The 17,846-nt window shown below is 59.8% G+C and carries 18 protein-coding genes; 8 read left to right on the forward strand and 10 right to left on the reverse strand.

Annotated elements, in window-relative coordinates; all coding sequences use genetic code 11:
• Positions 1 to 380: 380 nt before the first annotated feature.
• The 7 genes from PSH65_RS15805 (at position 381) to astA (ending at position 6,180) form a co-directional block, all read left to right on the forward strand.
• Complete coding sequence (locus PSH65_RS15805; RefSeq protein ID WP_305426910.1) at positions 381 to 1,160, forward strand: transporter substrate-binding domain-containing protein; 780 nt, start codon at positions 381 to 383, stop codon at positions 1,158 to 1,160.
• 75 nt (positions 1,161 to 1,235) lie between these two features.
• Complete coding sequence (locus PSH65_RS15810; protein WP_305426911.1) at positions 1,236 to 1,961, forward strand: ABC transporter permease; 726 nt, start codon at positions 1,236 to 1,238, stop codon at positions 1,959 to 1,961.
• Positions 1,958 to 2,668 (forward strand): ABC transporter permease, encoded by a 711-nt coding sequence (locus tag PSH65_RS15815; protein ID WP_305426912.1) that lies wholly within the window; start codon positions 1,958 to 1,960, stop codon positions 2,666 to 2,668. Before PSH65_RS15810 ends, PSH65_RS15815 begins: the two co-directional genes overlap by 4 nt.
• Positions 2,669 to 2,724: 56 nt before the next feature.
• Positions 2,725 to 3,486, forward strand: a complete 762-nt coding sequence (locus PSH65_RS15820) for an ABC transporter ATP-binding protein (protein WP_305426913.1) — start codon at positions 2,725 to 2,727, stop codon at positions 3,484 to 3,486.
• 12 nt (positions 3,487 to 3,498) lie between these two features.
• Complete coding sequence (locus PSH65_RS15825) at positions 3,499 to 3,978, forward strand: Lrp/AsnC family transcriptional regulator (RefSeq protein ID WP_205890769.1); 480 nt, start codon at positions 3,499 to 3,501, stop codon at positions 3,976 to 3,978.
• Positions 3,979 to 4,198: 220 nt separating this feature from the next.
• Complete coding sequence (ctlX, locus tag PSH65_RS15830; RefSeq protein WP_305426914.1) at positions 4,199 to 5,149, forward strand: citrulline utilization hydrolase CtlX; 951 nt, start codon at positions 4,199 to 4,201, stop codon at positions 5,147 to 5,149.
• Positions 5,146 to 6,180, forward strand: a complete 1,035-nt coding sequence (astA, locus tag PSH65_RS15835; protein ID WP_305426915.1) for an arginine N-succinyltransferase — start codon at positions 5,146 to 5,148, stop codon at positions 6,178 to 6,180. Before ctlX ends, astA begins: the two co-directional genes overlap by 4 nt.
• A gap of 156 nt (positions 6,181 to 6,336) precedes the next feature.
• On the opposite strand, the gene PSH65_RS15840 is transcribed toward astA, so the two are convergent.
• From PSH65_RS15840 to argH, 9 genes are all read right to left on the reverse strand, one after another.
• Positions 6,337 to 7,035 (reverse strand): HPP family protein, encoded by a 699-nt coding sequence (locus tag PSH65_RS15840; protein WP_305426916.1) that lies wholly within the window; start codon positions 7,033 to 7,035, stop codon positions 6,337 to 6,339.
• A gap of 158 nt (positions 7,036 to 7,193) precedes the next feature.
• On the reverse strand, positions 7,194 to 8,372 hold the full coding sequence (locus PSH65_RS15845; protein WP_305426917.1) for an MFS transporter: 1,179 nt from the start codon (positions 8,370 to 8,372) through the stop codon (positions 7,194 to 7,196).
• Positions 8,373 to 8,508: 136 nt separating this feature from the next.
• Positions 8,509 to 9,906: an MmgE/PrpD family protein gene (locus PSH65_RS15850; protein ID WP_370694692.1), complete on the reverse strand. Its 1,398-nt coding sequence runs from the start codon at positions 9,904 to 9,906 to the stop codon at positions 8,509 to 8,511.
• A complete protein-coding gene (locus PSH65_RS15855) occupies positions 9,903 to 10,790 on the reverse strand; it encodes a polysaccharide deacetylase (RefSeq protein ID WP_305426918.1) in 888 nt (295 codons plus the stop codon). Before PSH65_RS15855 ends, PSH65_RS15850 begins: the two co-directional genes overlap by 4 nt.
• Positions 10,783 to 11,631: a polysaccharide deacetylase gene (locus tag PSH65_RS15860; RefSeq protein ID WP_305426919.1), complete on the reverse strand. Its 849-nt coding sequence runs from the start codon at positions 11,629 to 11,631 to the stop codon at positions 10,783 to 10,785. The genes PSH65_RS15855 and PSH65_RS15860 overlap by 8 nt, the downstream gene beginning before the upstream one ends.
• A 270-nt stretch (positions 11,632 to 11,901) precedes the next feature.
• Positions 11,902 to 12,726, reverse strand: coding sequence for an ABC transporter substrate-binding protein (locus tag PSH65_RS15865; RefSeq protein WP_305426920.1), 825 nt, complete (start codon positions 12,724 to 12,726; stop codon positions 11,902 to 11,904).
• A gap of 53 nt (positions 12,727 to 12,779) precedes the next feature.
• On the reverse strand, positions 12,780 to 13,544 hold the full coding sequence (locus tag PSH65_RS15870; protein WP_150727267.1) for an amino acid ABC transporter ATP-binding protein: 765 nt from the start codon (positions 13,542 to 13,544) through the stop codon (positions 12,780 to 12,782).
• 10 nt (positions 13,545 to 13,554) lie between these two features.
• The gene (locus tag PSH65_RS15875) at positions 13,555 to 14,433 is read right to left on the reverse strand and encodes an amino acid ABC transporter permease (protein ID WP_305426921.1); all 879 of its coding nucleotides are present in this window, start codon (positions 14,431 to 14,433) and stop codon (positions 13,555 to 13,557) included.
• A gap of 174 nt (positions 14,434 to 14,607) precedes the next feature.
• Complete coding sequence (gene argH / locus PSH65_RS15880) at positions 14,608 to 16,035, reverse strand: argininosuccinate lyase (protein WP_223484255.1); 1,428 nt, start codon at positions 16,033 to 16,035, stop codon at positions 14,608 to 14,610.
• A 306-nt stretch (positions 16,036 to 16,341) separates the two neighbouring features.
• Between argH and PSH65_RS15885 the strand changes: the two genes are divergently transcribed.
• A complete protein-coding gene (locus PSH65_RS15885; protein WP_305426922.1) occupies positions 16,342 to 17,307 on the forward strand; it encodes a LysR family transcriptional regulator in 966 nt (321 codons plus the stop codon).
• Between the two features lie 2 nt (positions 17,308 to 17,309).
• Here the strand turns inward: PSH65_RS15885 and PSH65_RS15890 are convergent, their stop codons facing one another.
• The gene (locus tag PSH65_RS15890) at positions 17,310 to 17,828 is read right to left on the reverse strand and encodes a GNAT family N-acetyltransferase (RefSeq protein WP_305426923.1); all 519 of its coding nucleotides are present in this window, start codon (positions 17,826 to 17,828) and stop codon (positions 17,310 to 17,312) included.
• Between the last annotated feature and the right edge of the window lie 18 nt (positions 17,829 to 17,846).

Below are 17,846 nucleotides of genomic sequence, written 5' to 3' on the forward strand. Positions count from 1 at the left end.
GATACGTGCAGGTGCTGTTTGCATATTTGCCTTAAGGGAAGGCTGCGATCTTTAGCTCTTTCCTTTGATCTTTAACCCCATCCGGCAATCAACGACAGAATCGGCTGTGAAAGCTCTTCGTTCAGCGCAGTTGAGCTGTCTGGACAGGGGCTTACGACACCCGTGGCCCCCAGGCAATTGGCATTCTGGCGGTCCATTTCAAGCACTTGCGATCAAGCGCCTGGAATGGACTGCACCCCAACGACTGATTAGACCCAGTCGAAAACAACAACAAATACGGCTGCGGTGAATGCCGCATCGACTCTCTGCCCCTGTCAAAAAGTGTGGTGCGGCGCAGGCGCCAAGCCGCGATAAATCCAAATAATCCGGGACTCTAGAAGATGAATATCAAATGGCTGACCTTACCGGCATTGGCTCTGCTGTGCTGCTCCACCGGCGCCAGCGCCAAAGAGTGGAAAGAGCTGCGCTTTGGTGTGAACCCCAGTTACCCACCTTTTGAATCCACCACCGCCGATGGCGGCGTGCAAGGGTTCGGCGTGGACCTGGGCAACGCAATCTGCGCCGAGCTGAAAGTGAAGTGCGTATGGGTCAGCAATGACTTCGACGGGCTGATCCCGGCCCTCAAGGCGGGCAAGTTCGACGCCATCGAGTCGTCGATGACCGTCACCGACGCACGTAAAAAACAGATCGACTTTACCGATCGTCTGTACGCCGGACCGACCGCTATCGTCACCCGCAAGGATTCCGGGTTGTTGCCCACCGCCGAATCGCTGCGGGGCAAGACCATCGGTTACATGCAGGGCACGATTCAGGAAACCTACGCCAAGGCCAAACTGGCACCGGGCGGGGTGAAATTGCGCGCTTATCAGAATCAGGATCAGGTCTACGCCGACCTGGTTTACGGACGTCTCGATGCATCGATCCAGGACAAGCTGCAAGCGCAGATGAGCTTCCTGCCGTCGCCGCAAGGAGCGGACTTCCAGAACAGCGAAGGCATCAGCGACCCGCTGGTGCCGTCGGAAATCGCCATTGGCGTGCGCAAGGACAACGAAGAACTCAAAGGCATGCTCAACGCCGCCATCAAGGCCCTGCATGAAAAGGGCATCTACGCACAGATCCAGCAGAAGCATTTCGGCGATCTGGACCTCTACAACAACTGATCCTCGCGCCCGAACGCTGCGTCCTGGTAACAGGCGCAGCGCTTGCAAACGGGCGCCTCAAGACAGGTGACTGGCGTGAATTCCTTCCTGAATCTGATCGGGGTCGATCTTTCGGCCCTGCAAGGCTATGGCCCCTTGTTGCTGCATGGCACCTGGGTCACCCTCAAATTGTCGGCGCTGTCACTGCTGGTGAGCATGGCGCTGGGGCTGCTCGGCGCGGCGGCCAAACTGTCGCCGTTGAAGCTGTTGAACTTGCCTGCCACTTTCTACACGACGCTGATTCGCGGCGTGCCGGACCTGGTGCTGATGCTGCTGATTTTCTACAGCCTGCAAGGCTGGCTGAGCAGCCTGACCGAGGCCATGGGTTGGCCTTACATGGAAATCGATCCGTTTGTAGCCGGTATTGTCACCCTCGGCTTTATCTACGGCGCGTATTTCACCGAGACCTTTCGCGGGGCGATCCTCAGCGTGCCAAGCGGCCAGCAGGAAGCCGCCGCGTGCTTTGGTTTGAGCCGCTGGCAGCGTTTTCGCTTCGTGGTGTTCCCGCAGATGATGCGGTTCGCCTTGCCGAGCCTGGGCAACAACTGGCTGGTGCTGCTCAAGGCCACGGCGCTGGTGTCGATCATCGGGTTGTCAGATTTGGTCAAAGTCGCTCAGGAAGCCGGAAAAAGCACTTTCAACATGCTTGATTTCCTGCTGCTGGCAGGGGCGCTGTATCTGTTGATCACCAGCGCGTCGACCTACGTATTGCGTGTGCTTGAACGACGTTATAACCAGGGCGTGCGGGGGATGGCGCGATGATCGAGTTGATTGCCGAATACTGGCAACCCTTTCTGTTCAGCGACGGCTATAGCCTCACTGGATTGGCGATGACCTTGTGGCTGTTGGTGGCAAGCATCGTGATGGGTTTCTTCCTCTCGCTGCCGCTGGCAATCCTTCGAACCTCACGCTGGGGCCTGCTGCGCTGGCCGGTTCAGCTGTTTACTTATGTGTTTCGTGGCACGCCGCTGTATATCCAGTTGCTGATTTGCTACAGCGGAATCTACGGCATCGCCGTGGTCCGCTCGCAACCACTGCTTGAAGCGTTCTTTCGCGATGCGATGAATTGCACCTTGCTCGCCTTCACGCTCAACACCTGCGCCTACACCGTGGAAATCTTCGCCGGGGCGATTCGCAGCATTCCTTACGGTGAAATCGAGGCGGCCCATGCTTACGGCTTGAGCGGCTGGCGCCTGTACCTGCGGCTGATCCTGCCTTCGGCGTTGCGCCGGGCGCTGCCGTATTACAGCAACGAAGTGATCCTGATGTTGCATGCCACGTCGGTGGCGTTCACCGCGACCATCCCCGACATTCTCAAAGTCGCCCGGGACGCCAATGCCGCGACCTTCATGACCTTTCAGGCCTTCGGCATTGCCGGCCTGCTGTACCTCGCACTGTCGTTCGGGCTGGTCGGCGCGTTCCGCCTGGCAGAAAAGCGTTGGTTGAGCTTCCTCGGGCCGGCGCACTAATTCCTCTTTTCATCCAGAGCAGCGTCGCAGCAGGCGCTGTTGCAGGAGACTTATGCATGTACAAACTCACGGTTGAAAATCTGTACAAACGTTTTGGTGACAATGAAGTGCTCAAAGGGGTCTCGTTGAACGCACGGGCCGGCGATGTAGTGAGCATGATCGGTGCCAGCGGTTCGGGTAAAAGCACCATGCTGCGCTGCATCAATTTTCTGGAGCGGGCGGACGAGGGCGCCATCGAACTGGACGGTGAGCGCGTCATCACTCGCCCGGGCGCTGGCGGCATGCGAGTCGCCAACCCGGCGCAGTTGCAGCGTTTGCGCACACGCCTGGCGATGGTGTTCCAGCATTTCAATCTGTGGAGCCATCTGACCGTACTGGAAAACATCATACTGGCACCGTGTCGGGTACTGGGTGTCAGCCGCAAGGCCGCTGAAGACAGCGCGCGGGCGTATCTGGACAAGGTCGGTTTGCCGCAACGGGTGGCCGATCAATACCCGGCGTTTCTGTCCGGCGGGCAACAACAGCGCGTGGCGATTGCCCGGGCGTTGGCCGTGGAACCGGAGATTCTGTTGTTCGACGAGCCGACCTCGGCGCTCGACCCGGAACTGGTGGGCGAGGTGCTGAAGGTGATTCAGGCGCTGGCCGAAGAAGGCCGGACCATGTTGATGGTGACCCACGAAATGGGCTTTGCCCGGCAGGTGTCCAGCCAGGTGTTGTTCTTGCATCAGGGGCGGGTCGAGGAGCAAGGTGACGCAACCATCCTCGACCAGCCAAAGAGTGAACGTTTACAGCAATTCCTATCGGGTCGTTTGAAGTGAGGCAAGACGTACATGGCGGATATCCGCGATATGTCGATTGTGCTTGATCGTATCGATCAGGCCATCATCGAAGTGCTGCGCCACGAAGGGCGCATCACTTATCAAAAGCTGTCCGAGCGCGTGCACCTGACGCCCAGGCCGTGCCTGGAACGGGTGCGCAAACTCGAACAGCTCGGGGTTATCCGTGGCTACGGCGCGATTCTCGATGAAAAAAAACTGACACCGGGGCTGTCGCTGCTGGTGTTGGTGGCGTTGTCGAACCAGAGTGGGCGGTCGGCGCAAAAGGCTTTTGAGGCCAAGGTCCGTGGTTGTCCGCAGGTGCTGGAATGTCGCTTGATCAGCGGCGCGTTCGACTACAGCCTGCGCATGCGTTGCCGGGACATGGAGCATTACCGGGTGCTGACCGAAGTCTGGTTTGATGACCCGGAATTGCACATTGATAAGCTGGTCAGCCATCCGGAACTGGCGATGGTCAAGACCACGATGGAGTAATGAGCACCGCAATCCCCTGTGGGAGCGAGCAAGCCCGCTCCCACAGTGGTTTTGTAGTGTGTTCAGATGCCGGGATTGACGATTCCCGAGCCTCGCCGAATCGGCTGAATGGAACAAAATCTTCAGCCATTTCCATCATCCCCAAAGCCCTTAACAACCGGGTTTTTCCATCGCCGAAACAGACAATGAGTGCCTCTCAACCCTCATTGAATCTGTGCCCATGCAAACCACCAATACCGTTTTGATGATTCGCCCGACACGTTTCTCGTTCAATCAGGACACGGCGGCGAACAACCGTTTCCAGCGCCCGGCCAGTGTGTCCGAGGACGTGCAGCTCAAGGCCCTGCAAGAGTTCGACGGCTACGTCGCCGCGCTGCGCAGCCACGGTGTCGAAGTGCTGGTGCATAACGACCTCGAAGCCCCGCACACCCCCGATTCGATCTTTCCCAACAACTGGTGGAGCAGCCACCCCGACGGCACGTTGGTGCTGTACCCGATGCAGGGCCACAACCGGCGTCTGGAGCGCGATAAGGGTGTGCTCGACTGGCTGCGGGACGAATACCGGGTCGAGCAGTTGCTGGATCTTTCCAGCCTGGAACAGCAGGAAGTGTTCCTCGAAGGCACTGGCAGCATGGTGCTGGATCGACAGCAGCGGATTTGTTACGCCGGCTATTCCACGCGTACCCACGTTCGGGCGCTGGATCAACTGGTCGACCATTTGGGTTACGAGCTGTGCGCCTTCAATGCGGTGGACCGCCAAGGCGTGGCGATTTATCACACCAACGTGATGATGAGTGTCGGCACGCGGCTGGCCATTGCCTGCCTGGCGTCTGTCGCTCACCCAGCTGAACGCCAAGCCCTGCGTTCACGGCTGGAAGACAGCGGTAAAAAGGTCATTGCCCTGGACTGGGCACAACTGGAGTCGTTCGCCGGCAACATGCTGGAAGTCCACACCACAGCGGGGGAACCCTTGCTGGTGATGTCTCGCACGGCCTGGCAATCGCTGGATGCCGATCAGCGTCGTTTGATCGAAACCCACACTACGCCGCTGCCGGTGAACATCGACACCATCGAACGCATCGGTGGCGGCAGCGCTCGCTGCATGTTGGCCGAAGTCTATTTATCTAAACGGCTGCCTGAACATCAGTCTGCCCAGGAGCAAGTGCGATGATCGTCCGTCCTGCAACACCGGCAGATTTGCCGGCACTGTTGGCCCTGGCCCATAGCGCCGGGACCGGTTTGACCACCTTGCCGGCCGATGCGGCGCGTTTGAGCCAGCGTCTGGAATGGGCGGCGAAAACCTTTGCAGGCGAGGCCGAGCGCGGCGATGCCGACTACCTGTTTGTGCTGGAGAACGACCATCAAGAAGCGGTCGGCATCTGTGCCTTGGCGGGCGCTGTCGGTTTGCGCGAGCCCTGGTACAACTATCGACTGGGCCTATTTGTTGCCGCGTCGAAAAACCTTGGGATCAATCAGCAACTGCCGACGTTGTTCCTCGGCAATGACATGACCGGCCACTCGGAACTGTGTTCGCTGTTTTTGCATGCCGATCACCGCAGCGGTCTGAATGGCCGCTTGTTGTCGAAGGCGCGGTTCCTGTTTCTGGCGGAATTTCGTCAGCACTTCGGTGACAAGGTGATTGCAGAGATGCGCGGCTATTCGGACGAAGAGGGTGTTTCACCGTTCTGGGAAGGTCTGGGGCGGCACTTTTTCAAGATGAATTTCGCCGACGCCGACTACCTGACGGGCCTTGGCAACAAAACCTTTATCGCCGAACTGATGCCCAAGTTTCCGTTGCCGACCTGCCTGTTGCCTGAGGCAGCGCGAGCGGTTATCGGTCGCGTGCACCCCAACACCGAACCGGCACTGGGCATGCTCAAGGCGGAAGGCTTCGAGCATCGGGACTACATCGATATCTTTGATGGCGGGCCGCTGATCGAATGCGCCACCGGCGACATTCGTGCGGTGCGCGACAGTCAGGTGCTGCAACTGAGCATTGGTACGCCAGGAGAGCAGGCGGCGACGTACCTGATTCACAACCGCCAGTTTGCCGAGTGCCGGATTACGGCGGCACCGGCGCGAGTCGCCGCCGGTACTTTGATCGTCGATGCGCAAACGGCGAAAACATTGGGGTTGAGTGCCGGGGCGTCGGTGCGCGCGGTGAGCCTGGCGGTGCCGGTGCAGCAGCAATCTGCTGCCTAGTGAATCCTGTGGCGAGGGGGCTTGCCCCCGTTCGACTGCGCAGCAGTCGCAGATAAGGTCATGAGGTATGCCTGGAAAAACTCGATAGCAGGTTCTGGGGCCGCTTCGCGACCCAACGGGGGCAAGCCCCCTCGCCACAAAAGCCTGCCGCTTCCATTAGGCTCTACTGCTCAGCACTTCACCAATGCTACGGCGCTTGGCATGCAACTCACTGGCATGGATCAGTTGTTCGAGGTCTTCGGGGGTGACGTCGTAGAAGGCCTCCATGTCGGCGAGGGCCAGTTTCAGATCCGCGGCGGTGATTGCCTGGCTGTCGGTGGCGTGCATCATTAGCGGCGCCGGTTCGCTGGCGCGTTTGGGGTAACGGATGCGCGTCAGATTGTTGTATGCCAGTGCGCTGAGCAGCATCGTCGAGGCGCTGAGCATCACCGGGCCGAGGGCTTTCCACCCCATGGCGATGGTCGCCGGGTCTGCCACCACCATAAGCAACGCCAAGGCACCGGCCGGTGGGTGCAGGCAACGCAACCAGCACATCAGAATCAGTGCCATGCCCGCCGCGAGGCACGCGCTGCCGAGGGTGCGTCCGAGCACGTGAGCGACCAGCAGCGAGACCACCCCCGCGCAGAGGTAACCGCCAAGAATCGACCACGGCTGGGCAAGCGCACCCGAGGACACGGCGAACAACAGCACCGCCGAGGCCCCCAACGGACCGATCAGATGCAGCGCCACGTCGATGCCGAACACCTTGCCGCAGAGCCAGACGCTGAACATCGTCCCCAAGGCCATGCCGATAGCGGCGCGGCTCCATTCTGAAGGACGGGTATTAATGGCGGCAGGTAACCAGCGAGCAAACATGAGGCAAACGGTCCGTATAAAAATCGAGACAAAAAAAAGGCTTAGCTGGGATACCCAGAAAGCCCTTGAAAGAGTTCCAACTATTGGGGGAGGAACGCCGCACAGTGTGCCGATCAATCCTGATGCTGACAAATTCATATTAATGCAGCTTCAGTGCATTATTTTTGCGGTATCGCCACCCGCCGACCGCTCATGAAACAGAGAAAACCGCCCATTGCCGTCAACGCACTCAGGGCATAGAACATGGTGGGCGCGGGCGTGTGCAACAGCAGATAGCCACAGATCACCGGGCTCAGCGCACCGCCGAGGGCCGCGAGGTTTTGCGCGCCGTAGTAGCTCCCGCGCAGTTCTTCCGGGGCCAGGGTGTCGACGAACAGGAATTCGGCCGGGTAAATGATCATTTCGCCGAGAGTGAAAATGAACATCGCTACGCACCAGCTCACCAGGCTATCGGCCAGACTGAAACCGATCAACCCGAGGATGAACAGGCTGGTGCCACCGGCAATCCAGTAGCGCAGGTGTTCGCGCTGGAGAAACCGGCCGATCTGGTATTGCAGCAGGATCACGCTGATGGCGTTGCAGGCGAGCAGGGCGGCCATGGTTTCCAGGGCACGTTTGGTGTCTTGGGTGACCAGCAGGTATTGCGACAGGTACAGGGTGAAACGACCGTGCACCACGGCGCTGAGCAGGCAGCCGCAGGTGAACATGATCAGCGTGCGGTCGTTCTTCAGGGTGATCAGGGTTCTGAGGAAACTCTGGGGCTGGCCGATGGCGGGTGTCTGGACCGGGTCTTTGGGAATCCCGCTCATCAGGAAAATACTGAAGAATGCGATGCCGCCGGCGATCAGGAACGGCGCAATCGGATACACGCCGGCGATCACCACGCCGAGCATGGGGCCGGTGGCGTAGCCGATATTGGTCAGCGTGTAGCGCAGCGAAAAAGCCTTGGCGCGTTGGCCCACAGGCAGGTTTTCGCTGAGGATCGCCTTGGACCCGATCAGGAACAGCGCCGAGGCGGTTTCGGTGATCACCAGGGTGGCGGTGGTCAGGTAGAGGTTTTCGGCGAAGGTCAGCAGCAAGAAACCGATGGCACTGGAGAGCATGGCGAGAATCAGCAGCCGACGCTTTTCGAGGCGGTCGATGATGTAACCGCCGTAAAGGGCGAGCAGGGTGGCGATGAACACCGCGATGCCCAGCAACAGGCCGACGTCCTGTTGGTTGAGGCCGAGTTTGTTGCTCAGAAACAGGGTGAGCAATGGGCTGGTAATGGCGCGGCTGACGACGATGGTCAGCGAAACGATCATCAAGCGGCGAATAACGAGGGAGTAAGTAGCCACGGTGGGGCAAATGTCCTTATTCAGTTTGTTGATCGTTCCCCACGCTCTGCGTGGGAATGCAGCCAGGGACGCTCCGCGTCCCAAGAGCGGACGCAGAGCGTCCGGTGAGACATTCCCACGCAGAGCGTGGGAACGATCACGGTGTGTTCAGCCATTGCTCCAGTGATTCGACAGAACTCAAACTTTCCAGACGCCACAACTGTTCCAGCAATTGACTGGCCTGCTGTCGTGGCATCACCCGCCCAGCCAGGCTGAAAAACTTCTCCTCCAGCGCTTCATCACTCAGCGGATTCCCCGGCGCACCCAACGGCACCTCAACACACAAACTCGCGTGCCGACCGTCCACGGTCTGCAGGCTGACCACAGGCTCGCCATCCTCCGACAGTAGCGGGTCGACTTCAAGGCGAATGCGCGACATCCAGTGAGCGATCCGCGGATGGTGGCGCTGTTCATCGTCGTAGGCTACCAACCGGCAATGCCCATGGACCAGCCGGGCCGCGAGGGCATAGCGCAGGCTCATTTGTGCCGCTGGCAGGCTATTGATGTCCTGACCGCCACACATGTCCTGAAGGAATCCGCACAGCGAAACCTGAACGCTTTCGACCTGATCCACGCTGACCTGCAATTGATCGAGCAACAGACCCAATGCATCGATCGCCGAATGCGTCCCCCGGCATGCCGCGTAGGGCTTGATCGAGCAGCGGGCGAGCTTCCACACATGGCCCAGTTCGGCATCCAGCGCCTCGGGCACGGCGGTATCCGCCGCGAGGGTCTTGAGAAAACCGCCCCAGACATCATCGAACAGCTTTGTCGGCCCGGTGATGCCTTGTTGAGCAAACCGCGCCGCCAGCAGTCCACCTTCGGCGGCCCGGCCGCTATGGAGTTTTTTGCTTTGCGAGCCGTCATGGATGAAGGCCCAAAGACCACCGCTGAAGCTGCCGGCGATGCCCAGCGCCGCCAGGGTTTGCTGCGCATCCAGCCCCAGAATCCGCGCACTGGCCGCTGCTGCGCCAAACACCCCGCACGTCGCGGTGGAGTGCCAACCGGCGCCGTTGTGGGCCGAGTAACTGCCGCAGGCTTCGAGTACCCGACGGCCGATTTCGTAGCCGATCACTACAGCGGTGATCAACTCGCGGCCATTTATCGGTCTTTCAGACATCGACACAGCGGCCATCACCGCCGGCAGCACCACCGCGCCGGAGTGGTCGCAGCCGCCGGTGTCGTCCAGCTCCAGGGCATGCGCGGCGATGCCGTTGAGCATGGCGGCCTGCGCTGCGCCGACTCGCTGATCGGTGCCCCAGACCAACGTGCTGCCGGCTTCACCCTCGAAAACCTGACGCGCCTGCTTCGCCACATCGCTGCCAGCCCCGGCCAGGGTTACGCCGAAAGTGTCGAGGATGTGTCGCCTGGCTTGCGCTACCAATGCGGGTGGTAAATCTTCGAAGCGAGTCTCCACACAAAACTGCGCCAACCGCTCCATCCGCATGACCCCATCGTAGGCGCTACCGAAGGCTGCGATCTCTTGATCTTTCATACCCCGTAATCCCGATAATGACGTTCGTACACCGCCGCCGGGTGATCCTCGGTCACGGGCGCTGCCGACTCGGCCCACCATTGAGCGACTTCGGCACCAGTTGCGATCCATACATCGTCGTGCTGTTGAATGCTTTGCAGCAATTCGCGCAACACACCGATCCGCCCGGGCGTGGCGATGATCTCCGGGTGCAGCCGCAGCACGTAACACAGCCCGAATCGATGAAACCCGGCGAAGTCCATTTGCAGGTTGCCTAAGGTATGGCTGTAGGAGGCGATGCGCGATTGCGCCGGTGGCACCGCCGGGCTGAGGTTGAAGGCGAAGTAGGGTTCGTCTTCCAGTTCGTAGTGCAACGGCAGCTCGATCACGTCTGGCGCCGTCGGGTGAGCAAAGGGCAAATCATCGCCGCGCCATGACGAGTCCCAGCGGATGCCATGCTCCCTTAACGCCTCGATGAAGCCCGGCGCACCGTTGCCGGCGGGGATGCGAAAGCCTGTCGGACGCTGACCGGTCAGCGCGCTCAAGGCCGCGCAACCTTTTGCGACCTCGGCACTTTGCTCGGCCAGCGTCAGGTTGTCGTAGTTTTGATGGCGATACCCGGCGCAGGCGATTTCATGCCCGCCGGCCTGGATCGCCCGGACGTGCTGCGGGTTTTCCTCGGCGACGATGCCGGGGATGCACCAACTGCTGGAAACCCCCAGTTCTTCGAACAAACCGAGCAAACGCTCGACACCGCGTTGGGTACCGTAGCGCCACACCGATAAGGTCTTGTCGCGTCCGGCGACTTCCGGCGCCTGGGTGAGGATGCCGTGAATGTCGTTGTAATCGACGGTCAGCACCACGGCACAGCGGTAGCCGTTGGGCCAGACAGTGGAATCAGCCATGGTGATGCTCCTTCAGCCACCAGTGGGCGACGTCGCGGCAGGTGGCGAACCAGACGTCATCGCGCTGGCGCATGTGTTCGAAGAGTTTTTCCAGGAGCAGGATGCGCCCCGGTTTGCCGGTGATTTTGGGGTGGAACAGGGTGGTCAGGCACAACCCTTCATCCATGGCGCCGTCGAACTCGCGGCACCAGTTGTCGAGGGTCAGCGCGTAGCTGGCGGTGCGGTCGAGTCCCGAGGGAAAGTCTGGCGCGCGGGTGTAGGCGAGGGAGGCGTAGTCGTCCATTTCCCAACGACCGGGGATTTCCACCAGCGGCGTATCGAAGCCCGGCACGCTGACCAGATACGGCCGATCATCGCCGCGCATGCTGCTGGAATAGGTCACGCCTGCTTCCACCAGCATGGCCGGCGTTTCGGCCCGCCAGTCACCGGACGGGGTGCGAAAACCTTCGGCGCGGATGTGCAGGTGTTTCCAGAACACCTCGCGGGATTTGTGCATCACGTCCTTCTGCTGATCCAGCGTCAGGGCGTAAAAGGATTCGTGTTTGTAGCCGTGGTACGCCACTTCATGTCCGCGCTCGACAATCGCCTGGCACTGTTTCGGCCAGTTTTCCACGACCCAGGCCGGGACGAAAAATGTCGTCGGGATCCGGAACTCATCCAGCACATCGAGAATCCGCGGCAGCGCCCGATAGGGGCCGTAACCACCGAAACCAAAGTACTCGGGCTTGCGCCAGATCGAGCCGTTGAGCATGGCATCGCCGGTGGGACCATCGAGGTCGAAGGCCAGGGCGAGGCAGGCTGCGTGCTGATTGGGCCAGGTGGGTTGTAGCGAGGAGGACATGTGGTGCTCCAACTATTTATAAGTAAACGCCAGACCCTGTGGGAGCGGGCTTGCCCGCGAAGGGGCCGGCACATTCAACAGTTATGTCGCCTGACAGACCGCCATCGCGGGCAAGCCCGCTCCCACAGGTTTTTCGGTGGGCCACAAAATTGTGATCGACCCAGAGTTAGTGTGGGAGCGGGCTTGCTCGCGAGGAGGCCGGCACATTCAACATCTATGTCGCCTGTCAAATCGCTTTCGCGGGCAAGCCTCGCTCCTACGGGGCTAGCATTATTTCCCGGCGTTAATGGTCACCGTCTTGATCGCGCCCAGTTCCAGGTCCCACTTCTTCAAGATCGCCTGGTAGCTGCCGTCATCGACCATGCTCTGCATCGCCACTTTCACCGCTTCGCTCAGCTCAGGCTTTTTCTTGCTCACGCCCAACCCGGTGAACTGCTTGGAAATCGGCAGGCCCACGGTTTTGTACATGTCCTTTTCCTGGGTCTTGAGGTACGGCAGGGTTTCGCTGCCTTGCATGGCCGCGTCGATACGGCTTTGACGCAGTTGCGCGCGGGCGTCGGCCGAGCCTTCGGTGCCGATCACGTTGATCGCAGGCTTGCCGGCGGCTTCGCAGTTGGCCTTGCTCCACTCGGCGATTTCCGCCGGAAAGGTCGTACGTCGGCTGGTACCGACTTTCTTGCCACACAGGTCGATGATCTCGTTGGTGTCCTTGTTTTTCTGCAAGGTGTAGAACTGCGGACCGCTGGTGAAGTAGTCGACGAAGGTCACACTGGCCTGGCGCTCGGCGGTGTCGGTCATGCCCGACATCACCATGTCCACGCGGTCGGTGGTCAGCGCATTGATCATTTGCTCGAAGCCGGTTTCCTGCCATTTGATCTTCACGCCCAGCCGCTCGGCCAGGGCGTTGCCCAGGTCAACGTCGAGCCCGGTGAGGGTGTTGGTGGCCGGGTCCTTGAAATCCATCGGCGGGTAGTTCGGCATGATCGCTACCACGACCTCGCCCTTGTCCTTGATGCTGGCCGGTAGCTCGGCGGCCCAGGTGAAACTGGAAGCCATAACACCTGCGATTACTGCTGGAATAACGAAGTTCTTCATGGTCGTTCTCTTATGAGTGTTGTTACGCAGCTCTTGATTTCTGAGACTGGCGCTTAGGTTCGAACGGCAGAAATGAAGCTTTGGGTGCGTGGGTTTTGCGGACTTATTAGTATTTCTTCGGGGCTTCCAGCCTCCACGATCTGTCCTTCGTCCATGAACACCATGCGGTTGGAAACCTCGCGAGCGAAGCCCAGTTCATGAGTGACGACGATCATGGTCATGCCGGTTTGCGCCAGATCGCGCATCACCGACAGCACCTCACCGACCAGTTCCGGGTCGAGTGCCGAAGTGGGTTCATCGAACAGCATCAGCTTGGGTCGCATGGCCAACGCGCGGGCAATCGCCACCCGTTGTTGCTGACCGCCCGACAGTTCGATCGGGTAGCTGTTGCGCTTGTCGGCCAGGCCGACGCGAGCGAGCAATTCCAAGGCTTCTTCGTGCGCTTCTTTGGGCGAACGCTTGAGCACCTGGCACGGCCCTTCGATGATGTTTTGCAGCACAGTCATGTGCGGGAACAGGTTGAAGCGCTGGAACACCATGCCGGTGGCCAGGCGCTGACGGGCGATCTGCGACTCGTTGAGTTCGTGCAGTTTGTTGCCGGCGATGCGGTAACCCACCAGTTCGCCGTCGACCCACAGGCCGCCCTTGTCGATTTTTTCCAGCTGATTGACGCAGCGCAGCAGGGTGCTTTTGCCGGAGCCGGACGGGCCGATGATGCACAACACCTCGCCTTGCTCGACCTCGATATTGATGTCCTTGAGCGCGTGGAAATGGTCGTAGTACTTGTTCAGGCTCACGGCCTTGACGATGCTTCTCATGTGGGGCTCCTCAAGAACGCTTGCCGGCGCCGCGAGCGAAACGACGCTCCAGACGGCTTTGACCAAAGGACAGAACAGTGACGGTGGCCAGGTACCAGATACCGGCGACGATCAGCAGCTCCATCACGCGGGCGTTGGCGTAGTAAATGTTCTGGGCGTTGTAGAGCAGTTCCGAGTACTGGATGACGCTCGCCAGGGAGGTCATTTTCACCATGCCGATGAACTCGTTACCCACCGGTGGAATGATGATCCGCATGGCCTGGGGCAGGATGATCCGGCGCAGGGCTTGCAGGCGCGGCATGCCGATCGACTTGGCGGCTTCGTACTGTCCGGTGTCGACCGAGAGCAGGCCGGCACGCACCACTTCGGCGGTGTAGGCGCCCTGGTTGATGCTCAAGCCGAGGAGGGCGGCCACGAAGGGCGTCATCAGGCTCACGGTGTCCATTTCGAACACACCGGGGATGCCGATGGTGGGGAAAATCAGCGCCAGGTTGAACCACAGCAGCAGCTGCAGAATCAGCGGCGTGCCGCGAAACAGCCAGGTGTAGGTCAGCGCCACATAGCGCAGGATCGGGTTGGCCGACATGCGCATGATCGCGGTGATCACCCCGAACACGATGCCCAGCGCCATCGCCAGCACCGCCATGACGATGGTGTTGAGCAGGCCCCACATGATTGCCTGAGAAGTGAGGAACTGGCCGATGTACGACCATTCGATCTTGCCTTCGGCGAAGGCCCGCACCAGGCCGACAATCGCAATCACGATTACCGTGGCGAAGAAAATCCGCCCGTAATAGCGCCGTGGCACATGCTGGTACTGGGTGATATCGAACTGGTTTTCCGCCAGTTTGCGCTCCGCCTGGAGTCGTTCTGCCTGAGTCTGGCTCATGTTGTTTCTCCGTACGCCGCGCTCAATCAAGACGGCGCGTGTTGTCTTTCATTTCCAACACAATCCCTGTGGGAGCGGGCTTGCCCGCGATGGCGGCATTACATTCAACATCAATGTTGGCTGACACTCCGCTATCGCGGGCAAGCCCGCTCCCACAGGTTTGGTGGCGTTGATTCAGAGACGGAAACCCTGATAGTTCTCGGTCCATTGTTGCTGGGCGGCGAGGGCGGTTTTCAGTCGACCGATCTGCTCGCGCACTTGTTGCGGCGCGGTACCGCCCCAGCCACTGCGGGCGGCGATGGCGGCTTCGAGGGTCAGGCTGTCGCGCACTTCAGGCTTGAGACGTGGATCGATCTCAGCCAGCAGCGCCGGGGACGCTTCCCACAACTCGATGTCATGTTTCTCGCAGGCCTGGACCAATGCGCCGGTGATTTCATGAGCTTCCTTGAACGGCACACCGCGCACCGCCAGCCAGTCGGCCACTTCGGTGGCGAGGGTGAAGCCCAGCGGTGCCTGACGACGCAATTCTTCAACGTTGACCTTCATGGTCGCGACCATCCCGGCCATGGCCGGCAACACCAGCAGCAGGGTGTCGACACTGTCGAGCACGCCATTTTTGTCTTCGCTGAGGTCGCGGTTGTACGACAGCGGCAGGGATTTGAGCGTCGACAACAAACCAGTCAGGTTACCGATCAAGCGGCCAGCCTTGCCCCGGGCCAGTTCGGCGATGTCCGGGTTTTTCTTCTGCGGCATGATCGAACTGCCGGTGGCATAGGCATCGTCCAGTGCGACCCAGCGAAATTGCCGCGACGACCACAGACAGAATTCTTCGGCAAGGCGGGAAATGTTGATCCCGAGCATGCTGGCGATAAACAGGAACTCGGCGACGTGATCGCGGCTGGCCACGGCGTCGATGGAGTTTTCGCAAACACCGCTGTAGCCCATTTCCTTGGCCGACTGCTGCGGCAAGCGAGCAATCGCAGAACCAGCCATGGCTGCGGCACCGAGTGGCGACAGCGAAGTGCGCACGTCCCAGTCCACCAAGCGTTGCACGTCACGCAGCATCGATTGGGCGTGGGCCAACAAGTGGTGCGCGAAAACGATCGGCTGCGCCTGTTGCAAGTGAGTGAAGCCCGGGCAGATGCTCTCGATGTGTTGCTCGGCTTGATCCACCAGCGCTTGTTGCAAGGCCAGCACTTCGACGGCCAGGGTGCGCACGTGATCACGCAGGAACAGCCGCAGGTCATTGGCGGTCTGGTCGTTGCGCGAACGGCCGGCGCGCAGCTTGCCGCCCAGTGCGCCGAGGCGTTCGGTCAGCAGGCGCTCGATGAAGGTGTGGACGTCTTCGTCGTCCAGCGTCGGCGCGATGCTGCCGGCACGGAAGTCATCACCGATACGCTCCAGGGCGTCGAGCATGGTCTGGGTTTCCTGCTCGCTCAACAGCCCTGCGCGCTGCAATTCCCGGGCATGCGCCTTCGAGCCGGCGAGGTCGTACGGGGTGAGGCGAAAGTAACGCTCGGGGCAACGGGACAAGGCCGCCAGGGCTTCGGACGGGCCGCTCTTGAAGCGGGCACCCCAGAGACGGTCGGTGGTTTGAGACATTGTTGTTTTCCTCGTCGTAAAGCGAATTGAAATCGGTATGCCGAGCCCGGAACACCCGCCGAAAATCATTCGGGCGTGGTTCGGCTCAATCAATATTCAAGGGCAGGGGAAAAGCGCAGTTGCTAAATGGCGAGAACTGATCGAAGTGTCAGTTTTTAATGGTTCGAAATCAGTGTGTTGGCACTGATCTGCGGGATTTATTAACGGTTGCCAAGCCTTGTTTTCTGTGTTCATTATTATTAGCCAGCACTGTTTTTGTTGTTGGACACAGATTGTTGAATAGGGCGCCAGAGGTAAATAAGCATTATGGAAACCCCACTTTCCAATTCCGGAAACCCGCCGCCAAAAACGGTACATCGGGCACCGCTGGCCCTCAGCGGTCTGGACTTCAAACTGCTCAAAGTATTCAAGGCTGTGGTCGAGGCTGGCGGCTTCAGTGCAGCGCAGAATGAGCTGAATGTGGGCCTGGCGGCCATCAGCAAACAGATCTCCGACCTCGAGATTCGCATCGGCATGCGCCTGTGTACCCGAGGGCGGGAAGGTTTTCACCTGACCGAAGAAGGCCGTCTGGTGTACCAGGCGTCAATCGATTTGTTTGCCTCCGTCGATAACTTTCGTGACCGGCTTAGTTCAGCTCAGAACGAACTTATTGGCGACCTTGGAGTGGGTGTTATTGATAATACGATCACGGACGCTAATTCGCCGTTAGTTGCGGCGCTGAGAAAAATAAACGAAGAGTCACCAAAAGTAAGGTTTCAACTTCAGGCGTCTCAGTTAGATGAGGTAGAAAGAGGCGTAGTCGAAGGGCGGTTAGTGGCCGGGATCGTGCCGGTTTATCAGAAAAGAGAAGAGTTCGATTACTTCCCGCTTTATGAAGAACGCTCGTACGTGTATTGCGCCGTTGGCCATCCACTGTTCGCGATGCCGGAGGCGGACATGGGCAGCAACGTGCTGCTGGATTTCGAGTGCATCAACCACCGTTACGCGATCCATCGGGACAAACTGAATTTTGCCCGCTACGACAGCTTTTCCGCGTCGGCGACTCAAGTGGAAGCCGTGGCGCTGCTGGTCAAGACCGGCCGTTTTGTGGGTTTTCTACCCGAGCATTACGCGGCAACCCTGGTGGCTCAGGGGCAGTTTCGAGCGGTGCGTCCGGACCTGATCAACATCGTCACGCCGTTCAATCTGATCCTGCGCCACAACACCGTGCGCAGTCCGCTGGTGAAGGCATTTGCCCAGGCGCTGGGTGTGGATCTGAAGGCGTCGGTTTGAGGCTAACGCAGCTTCAAGCGCATCGCGCACCGTCGTTCCCCAGGCAGACCGTGGTTGATTTCGTTGTTCAACACCGTCCTTAAACGCGAGCCTATTTCGGCCGGGCTCAATGTTTCAAAGTCGAGTTTGCGATAAAACGGTTCATTCCAGGGCAAGTCGCGGAACGTGGTCAAAGTCAGACCGTCGAGTTTCCGTTTGCGTGCGTGTTCGAGTGCCGTTAACAGCAACTTACGGCCAGCGCCCTGGCCCTGAAACTGTTGGCTGACGGACAGTTCCTCAATATGCAGTTCCCTGTCGACTTCAACGGCCCTGAGAAACCCCATAAGTTCACCGTCGGCCGATTGCGCCACCCAAACCTGCTCGTTCTCAATTGCCATTTGATGGTGTTCGGCATCGGCTACCGCAGCGTCGGCGAGCCAGGCCAATGAAGGGTCGCAGCGAAACAGCGCAGCCGCCGAACGCTCGATGGCGGGGAGGGCGGTGGCGTCGGCAGATTGGGCACGGCGTACAGTGAAATTCATACGGGCACTGTAGCTGCT

This window comes from Pseudomonas sp. FP603, from assembly GCF_030687415.1.
Taxonomy (GTDB): domain Bacteria; phylum Pseudomonadota; class Gammaproteobacteria; order Pseudomonadales; family Pseudomonadaceae; genus Aquipseudomonas; species Aquipseudomonas wuhanensis.